General features: G+C 74.0%; 6 protein-coding genes. 5 read left to right on the top strand and 1 reads right to left on the bottom strand.

Features of this window, described 5'->3' with window-relative positions; all coding sequences use genetic code 11:
- The 5 genes from J0670_RS24960 to J0670_RS24980 form a co-directional block, all read left to right on the top strand.
- On the top strand, positions 1-532 hold a 532-nt coding region (locus tag J0670_RS24960; protein WP_207813905.1), incomplete at its 5' end, for an amidohydrolase family protein.
- 105 nt (positions 533-637) lie between these two features.
- A complete protein-coding gene (locus J0670_RS40020; protein ID WP_207813906.1) occupies positions 638-1714 on the top strand; it encodes an MBL fold metallo-hydrolase in 1077 nt (358 codons plus the stop codon).
- 96 nt (positions 1715-1810) lie between these two features.
- A complete protein-coding gene (locus J0670_RS24970) occupies positions 1811-2614 on the top strand; it encodes a carboxylesterase (RefSeq protein ID WP_207813907.1) in 804 nt (267 codons plus the stop codon).
- Positions 2615-2713: 99 nt separating this feature from the next.
- The gene (locus J0670_RS24975) at positions 2714-3736 is read left to right on the top strand and encodes an alpha/beta fold hydrolase (RefSeq protein ID WP_207813908.1); all 1023 of its coding nucleotides are present in this window, start codon (positions 2714-2716) and stop codon (positions 3734-3736) included.
- Between the two features lie 48 nt (positions 3737-3784).
- Entirely contained in the window at positions 3785-4462 is a 678-nt protein-coding gene (locus tag J0670_RS24980; RefSeq protein ID WP_207813909.1) for a YoaK family protein, read from the top strand.
- A gap of 15 nt (positions 4463-4477) precedes the next feature.
- Here the strand turns inward: J0670_RS24980 and J0670_RS24985 are convergent.
- The coding region (locus J0670_RS24985; protein ID WP_207813910.1) for a LuxR C-terminal-related transcriptional regulator at positions 4478-7184 on the bottom strand (2707 nt) is incomplete at its 5' end.

Below are 7184 nucleotides of genomic sequence, written 5' to 3' on the forward strand. Positions count from 1 at the left end.
CGCGACCCGGGTCTCCACCTACAACCCCTGGGTGGCCCTGCACTGGCTCGTCTCCGGGCGCACCGTCGGCGGTCTGCGCACCCGTTCGGCAGCACACCGCGTCAGCCGGGAGACCGCGCTGGAGATGTACACCGCCGCCGGGGCCCGCCTCACCGGCGAGCAGGAGGTGAAGGGTCGACTGAGCCCGGGCTTCCTCGCCGACCTCGCGATCCTCACCGACGACTACTTCACCGTCGCCGAGCAGGACATCCCGCTCATCGAAGCCGCCGTCACCGTGGTCGGCGGCCGGATCGTTCACGCGGTCGGCGAGTTCGAGGGCCTCGCGGCGCCCGCTCCGCCGGTCGAACCCGCCTGGAGTCCGCTCGCCCACTTCGGCGGCTACCAGTCCGGCCTCCGCCGCGTCGGCGACGGCGTGCGCCAGGCCGAGCTGCTGGGCCAGGCCGCCGCCGACGCCGAGGAGCAGCGGCGCCGGCGCGGGGCCGCCGCCGGGGCGGACGCCGCCGACCGAATGTCCGACCCCTGTTTCGAGTGAATCCGGGCGCCGCCCGCCCGCCCGTCCGCCGCTCCGCCGCTCCGCCGCTCCGCCAAAAGCATCTGACATCACGTCACCAAATCATCGCTTCCGAAAGGCCACTCCATGAGCCAGCCGATGAACGCCCCGGCGAACCGCCGGGCTCTGCTGCGCACGGCGGCCGTGCTGCCCGCGGTCGCCGTCGCCGGCACCGCCCTGGGCGGCACGGCGGCGGCCGCCCCGAGCGGCACCCCCGGCCTCCCCGACTTCGCACCGGTCCCGCTCGCGGCGAAGGGGCCGGCGATCAACGACGCGGGCTACTACGTCGGCCGGATCCACGGGAACCTCCACTGGGTCACCGACGGGTACTACCAGGCGATGTTCCTCAGTACCCGGGAAGGCGTCGTCCTGGTCGACGCCCCGCCGACCATCGGGCACAACCTGCTGCGGGCGATCGCCGACGTGACGCGGGCCAACGGCCGGCCGTCGCAGGTCACGCACCTCGTCTACTCGCACTCGCACGCCGACCACGCGGGCGCCTCGTCGATCCTCGGCGAGGACGTCGTGCGGATCGGCCACGCCGAATGCCGGCGCCTGCTGCTGCGCGACGGCGACCCGAACCGTCCCGCGCCGACCGTCACCTTCGAGGACCGCTACACGCTGGAGGTCGGCGGCGAGCGCCTGGAGCTGGCCCACCACGGCCCCAACCACAGCCCGGACAACATCTTCATCCACGCCCCGGAACACCGGACCCTGATGGTCGTCGACGTCCTGTACCCGGGCTGGGTGCCGTTCAAGAACCTCGCGGTCTCCCAGGACATCCCGGCCTGGCTGCGGGCGCAGGACATCGCCATGGGCTACCCGTGGCGGACCCTGGTCGGCGGCCACCTCGGCCGGCTGGGCGTGCGCGCGGACGGCGACCTCCAGCGCGCCTACACGGCCGACCTCGAAGCCTCCACCCGGGCCTCGATGAACCTGGACCCCACACCGTACTTCGCGAAGTACGGCCCGCAGGGGAACTCGTGGGCGATCTTCAAGACCTACCTCGACGCGGTGGCGGCGCAGGCGGCCGCACCGGTGGTCGCCAAGTACACCGGCGTCCTCGCCGCGGCCGACGTGTTCACGCTGGAGAACGCAGCGGCCATGGTGGAGTCCCTCCGGATCGACGCCGGGATCCTCGGCCCGTTCAGCACCCGCCCCTGAGGCCCGTTCAGCTCCCGCCCCTGAGGCCCGCTCCGGCACGCCGGCGGGCCCGGTTCGGCACCACCGGATTCCGATCCCGAGAAAGGGCACGCGACCATGACCAGCCCGGTCCCCGTCCTCTTCATCCACGGCCTGTGGCTGCACAGCGCCTCCTGGCAGCCGTGGGTCGACCTCTTCCGCACCGAGGGCTACGACCCGTCAGCGCCGGGCTGGCCCGGCGACCCGGACACCGTGGAGGAGGCCCGGCAGAACCCGGAGAGCATCGCCGACCACGGCATCGACGACGTCGTCGAGCACTACGCGACGATCATCCGCGGCCTGGGAGCGCCACCGGTCCTCATCGGCCACTCCTTCGGCGGCATGATCGCCCAGAAGCTCCTCGGCCAGGACCTGGCAGCGGCGGCCGTCGCGATCGACGCGGCCCAGATCAAGGGTGTCCTTCCGCTTCCACTGTCCGCGCTGCGGTCGACGCTGCCGGTGTTCAGGAACCCGGCGAACAAGCACCGCGCGGTGTCCCTGACCGCCGAGCAGTTCCGCTTCGCGTTCGGCAACGCGCTGAGCGAGGAGGAGTCCGACGGGCTGTTCGAGCGGTGGACCATCCCGGCACCGGGCAAGCCGCTGTTCGAGGCCGCCGCGGCGAACTTCAGCCCCCACTCGCCGGCCAAGGTCGACACCGCCAACTCCGGACGCGGCCCGCTGCTGCTGGTGTCCGGCGGCAAGGACCACACCGTCCCGGAGACGGTCACTCGCGCCACGCTCAAGCAGTACCGGCACTCCGAGGCGGTCACCGAGTTCATGGCCTTCCCCGACCGCGGGCACTCGCTGACCATCGACAGCGGCTGGCGCGAGGTCGCGGACGCGGTGCTGGCCTGGCTGCGGCGCCAGGGCCGACAGGCCTGACCACCTCGCTGACGGCGGCACGACCGACGTCCGCCGACCCCGGCACCCCACCAGGGGCCGCCGATCCTCCGCCACCCGTCATCGGCCTTGGAGCGTTGAGTGAGATTCCCCCTGCCCGGATCCCGCAGCAACCACCGACTGCTCGGCGCGGCCCTGGCCCTGGCCGTCGTCGTCGGCACGGCGGCGATCGGCGCCGCCGCGCCCCCCACCTCCGCCTCCTCCGTCTCCGCCGTCTCCGCCGCCTCGTCCGCCGGTGAACGGATACCCGCAGGGTTCAGCGGCCACCGGACCCGGGTCGCCGGCATCGGCCTGCACTACGTGATCGGCGGCCACGGGCCGACGCTGGTGCTGCTCCACGGCTACCCGCAGACCTGGTACGAGTGGCACGGCATCATGCCCGCCCTAGCCGAGGACTACACGGTCATCGCCCCGGACCTGCCCGGCGCCGGTCAGAGCGACGCCCCGCCCTCGGGCTACGACAAGAAGACGATGGCCGCCGAGCTGCACGCGCTGCTGGGGTCGCTCGGCAAGGACCAGGACGTGCGGATCGTCGGCCACGACATCGGCACGATGGTCGCCTACTCCTACGCCGCGCAGTACCCCGCCACCGTCAAGAAGCTGGTCCTCAGCGAGGCGCCGATCCCGGACCTGGGCATCTACCGGATCCCCTCGCTGACCGAACAAGGGCCCGGGGTCTGGAACTTCGGGTTCTTCAACCTGACCGACGGCCTGCCGGAGAGCATGATCCGGGGCCGTGAGGTCGCCTGGACCGCAGGCTTCATCGGCGGGTTCGAGGGCGTCCCGGGCGCGGTGAGCCAGGACGACATCCGGGTGTTCGCGCACTACCTGCGCGACCCCGCCCACCTGGCGGCGAGCCTGGCCTGGTTCCGGGTGTTCCCGCAGGACATCCGCGACGACGCGCGGTTCCAGCGGACCCCGCTCCCCATGCCGGTGCTCGCGATCGGCGCCTCGGGCAGCCTCGGCAGCGCCGAGGGCGACCAGGTCAAGGCCTACGCGACCGACGTCACCGGCGTGACCATCCCGAACTCCGGCCACTGGATCTACGAGGAGCACCCCGAGGAACTGACCGCCATGCTGCTCGACTTCCTCGGCCGACCCTGACGCCCGACGCGCGGTCCCGCCGCCCTCCACGCGGAAGGAGAACGACCCATGCCTGAGAGCCGGAACCACGGGCCCCTGCCCGCGCTGCTGCTGGCCCTGACGGTGACGACCGGAGTGGTCGACGCCGTCAGCTACCTGGTGCTCGGTCACGTCTTCGTGGCGAACATGACCGGCAACGTCGTCTTCTCCGGCTTCGCGGTCAGCGGCGTCGGGGGAGTGTCATGGAGCGCGACGCTGCTGGCCGTGGCGGCCTTCGGCGCCGGGGCGTACCTCGGCGGACGCCACGTCGGCGGCAGCACCACGCACCGCGGGCGACTGCTGGCGCTCTCGACCGCCGCGCAGTGCGCCGTCGTCCTCGTGGCCGCCGGGCTCGCGGCGCTCGCCGACCCGGGGCGGCGAGCGGTCCAGCTGGCCCTCGTCGCCCTGCTCGCGGTGGCGATGGGGATGCAGAACGCCGTCGTGCGGCGTCTGGCGGTCCCCGACCTGACCACGACGGTGCTCACCCTGACCACCGCCGGCCTGTTCGCCGACCGGACCACCGCCCGCGTCCGCGGAGTGCGCGTCGCCTCGATCCTGGCGATGGCCGCGGGCGCCCTCGGCGGCGGACTGCTGCTGCGGCACGCCGACGTGGCAGCCCCGCTGTGGACCGCCGCGGGGCTGCTCGCCGGCTGCTCGGTCGCCGCCGACCGGCTCAGCCGCGGGAGGTCGGCCGAGGCCTGGGGCTGACCCGGAGGTTCTGCCTCAGCGCGGGAGCGGGTGACCGTCGGCGAGTCCGGTCGGGTCGAGGGCGGCGGCGATCTTCCGTCGCGAGGTGATGCCGAGCTTGCGGAACACCTTGGTCAGGTGGAACTCGACCGTCGAGGTGGTGATGTAGAGCCGGGAGGCGATCTCGGCGTTGGTCAGGCCCGACACCGCGAGCAGGGCCACCTGCCGCTCCTGGGGGGTGAGTTCGAGTCCGGTCCCCGGCGCGCGTCGGCGCGCGGTCTCCCCGGTGGCGAGCAGCTCGGTCCGGGCCCGTTCGGCGAACAGCGCCGCACCCCCGGCCGCGAACAGCTCGTGCGCGGCCCGCAGGTGCGTCCTGGCCTCGGCCCGGCGCTTGCGCCGCCGGAGCCATTCGCCGAACAGCAGGCGCGACCTGGCCTGTTCGGCGGCCAGCGGAACGCGCCCCAGCAGGTCGATCGACTCCGCGTACCACTTCTCGGCCTCGGCGTCCTCGGCGACCAGGGCCCGGCACCGGGCCAGCAGCCCCAGCGCCCAGGGCGTTCCGGCCAGTGGCGCCCGTGCCTCCAGCCGTTCCAGTGCGAGGGCGGCCGTGTGCCGGTCGCCGGTGCGGACGGCGGCCTCGACGAGCAGCGGCAGTACCTGGTTGCCCTGTGCCGGCGCGTCCTCCTGGTAGACCGCCAGCGCATGGCGCAGGGCTTCGTCGTAGCGCCCCAGGCCGAGTTCGAGGATGCAGAGCGCGTGCAGCGCCAGTTGGTGCAGCAGGCCCATTCCGTGCGTCCCGGCGACGGCCGTCATCGTCGCCACGGCGGCGCGCGCCTCCTCCTCCCGGCCCATCCAGGCGTACAGCAGGCCCCGGCGCAGGTCGCCGTGCGTGGTCAGCCCGATCGCGGTGCCGTAGTCGTCGGCCTCCGCGTAGAGCGCTTCGGCCGTGGCCAGCCGTCCGTTCCAGATCTCGGTGTACGCGAGGTCCGACAGGGACAGGCTGAGGGCGTAGAGCGCTCCGTGGGCGCGGTCCTCGGCCGCCAGCCGGCCGACGATCTCGGTGTACGCCCCGATGTCCCACACCTCGATCGCGGCGATGCTCACCACGACGCTGAACGGGCTGGCCAGGTTGCGCAGTTCGGCCGCCGAGCGGAGCCGGGCCAGAGCCGTTCGGAGGGTCGTCACGCTGTTCCGGTAGCTGCCGGTCGGCCGCAGGGCCAGGCCCTCGATCAGCCCGCCGGGACTCCAGGGCGGGTCGTCCGGTTCGGGTGGGGCGGCGGTCACGGCCGCGGCCACGGCCGCCGAGGTGGTGCGGTAGACGGAGCCCCCGGCGATGACGGCGGCGTGCACGGCCTCGTAGAGCAGCTCCCGGGTCGTCCGCGGGTCCGCGTCGCCGAGTTCGGCCACGGCGTCGAGCACCATGGCCGGGACCCGGGCGATCCGGACGTTGAACAGTTCGACCGTCGCCCGGATCCGCAGCGCGCGGGCCCGGGCGGCGGGACGGTCGAGGGCGGGTACGGCGAGGTCGAGCAGCGGCAGCACCGCGGTGTGGTCACCGGAGGCCAGGCGGACCTGGGCGGCGGCGAGGTAGCGCTCGGCGCGCCGGGCGGGGTCGGTGGTGAGTTCGGCTGCCTTCGACAGGAACAGTGCCTGGGCGGAGTAGCCGCCCCTGGCCCGGGCCCAGTCCGAGGCGGCGTCCAGGTCCGCGGCCGCCGCGTCGTCGGTGCCGAGGACCGCCTCGGCCCGGTGCCAGGCGCGTCGGTCGGGCACCCGGGCCGGATCGCTGGCCGCCGCGAGCGCGGCGTGGATCCGGCGCCGGTCGTCCGCGGAAGCCGCCGCGTAGACCGACGCGCGGATGAGCGGGTGCCGGAACCCGCCGCCGGCCCCGTGGTTCAGGATCCCCGCGTCGACGGCGGCGACGGCGGCGCGGGCCGGCAGACCCAGTACGCCGGCCGCGTGCCAGACCACCGCCATGTCGTCGGTCGGAGCCGCGGCCATCAACTGGAGCAGCGTCCGGGTGTCCGGCGGCAGCGCGGCGACCGACTGCCGGAAGTGCTCCTCCAACAACCTGCTCACCGGCAGCGGCTCGGGTAGCGGCGTGACCCCGGCCAGCTGTTCGGCGCCCAGGTGCGCGCCCAGTTCGATCAGCGCCAGCGGATTGCCGCCGGTACCGGCCACGATCCGGTCCGCGACCGCGGTGTCCAGGTGGCCGGGCACGGCGAGGGAGAGCAGCTCCCTGGCGTCGGCGGCGGGCAGCCCCTCGACCCGCAGCTGCGGCATGGCGTCGAACAGCCCGCGGCCGTCGAGGCCGTCCCTGGCGGCGAAGATCAGGCCCAGCGAGTCGGCGTGCAGCCGCCGGGCGACGAAGGCCAGCGTCTCGGCGGACTCCCGGTCGAGCCAGTGGACGTCGTCCACCAGGCAGAGCATCGGCAGCTCCGATGTCACGTCGGACAGCAGGGTCAAGGCCGCGAGACCCACCATGTGCCGGTCCGGCGCCGCCGCGTCCGCCAGACCGAACGCCGCGTTCAGCGCGTCCCGCTGCCGGGCGGGAAGCCGGTCGAGGCGGTGCAGGTGCGGTCGCAGCAGCCGGTGCAGCGCGCCGTAGCCCAGGGGTCGTTCGGCTTCGACACCGACCAGCCTCGTCAGCTCCACACCGGCGGCCAGGGCCGCCGCGTGGTCCAGCAGCCGCGTCTTGCCGATCCCGGCCTCGCCCACGAGCACCAGGACGCCGCCGAGTCCCTCC

The organism is Streptomyces sp. FH025 (assembly GCF_017427025.1).
Lineage (GTDB): Bacteria > Actinomycetota > Actinomycetes > Streptomycetales > Streptomycetaceae > Kitasatospora.

What these genes read in the sequence shown, in the direction of transcription:
- J0670_RS40020 (WP_207813906.1), top strand. Translation starts at nt 638, where the DNA reads ATGAGCCAGCCGATGAACGCCCCGGCGAACCGCCGGGCTCTGCTGCGC.
- J0670_RS24980 (WP_207813909.1), top strand. Translation starts at nt 3,785, where the DNA reads ATGCCTGAGAGCCGGAACCACGGGCCCCTGCCCGCGCTGCTGCTGGCC.
- J0670_RS24970 (WP_207813907.1), top strand. Translation starts at nt 1,811, where the DNA reads ATGACCAGCCCGGTCCCCGTCCTCTTCATCCACGGCCTGTGGCTGCAC.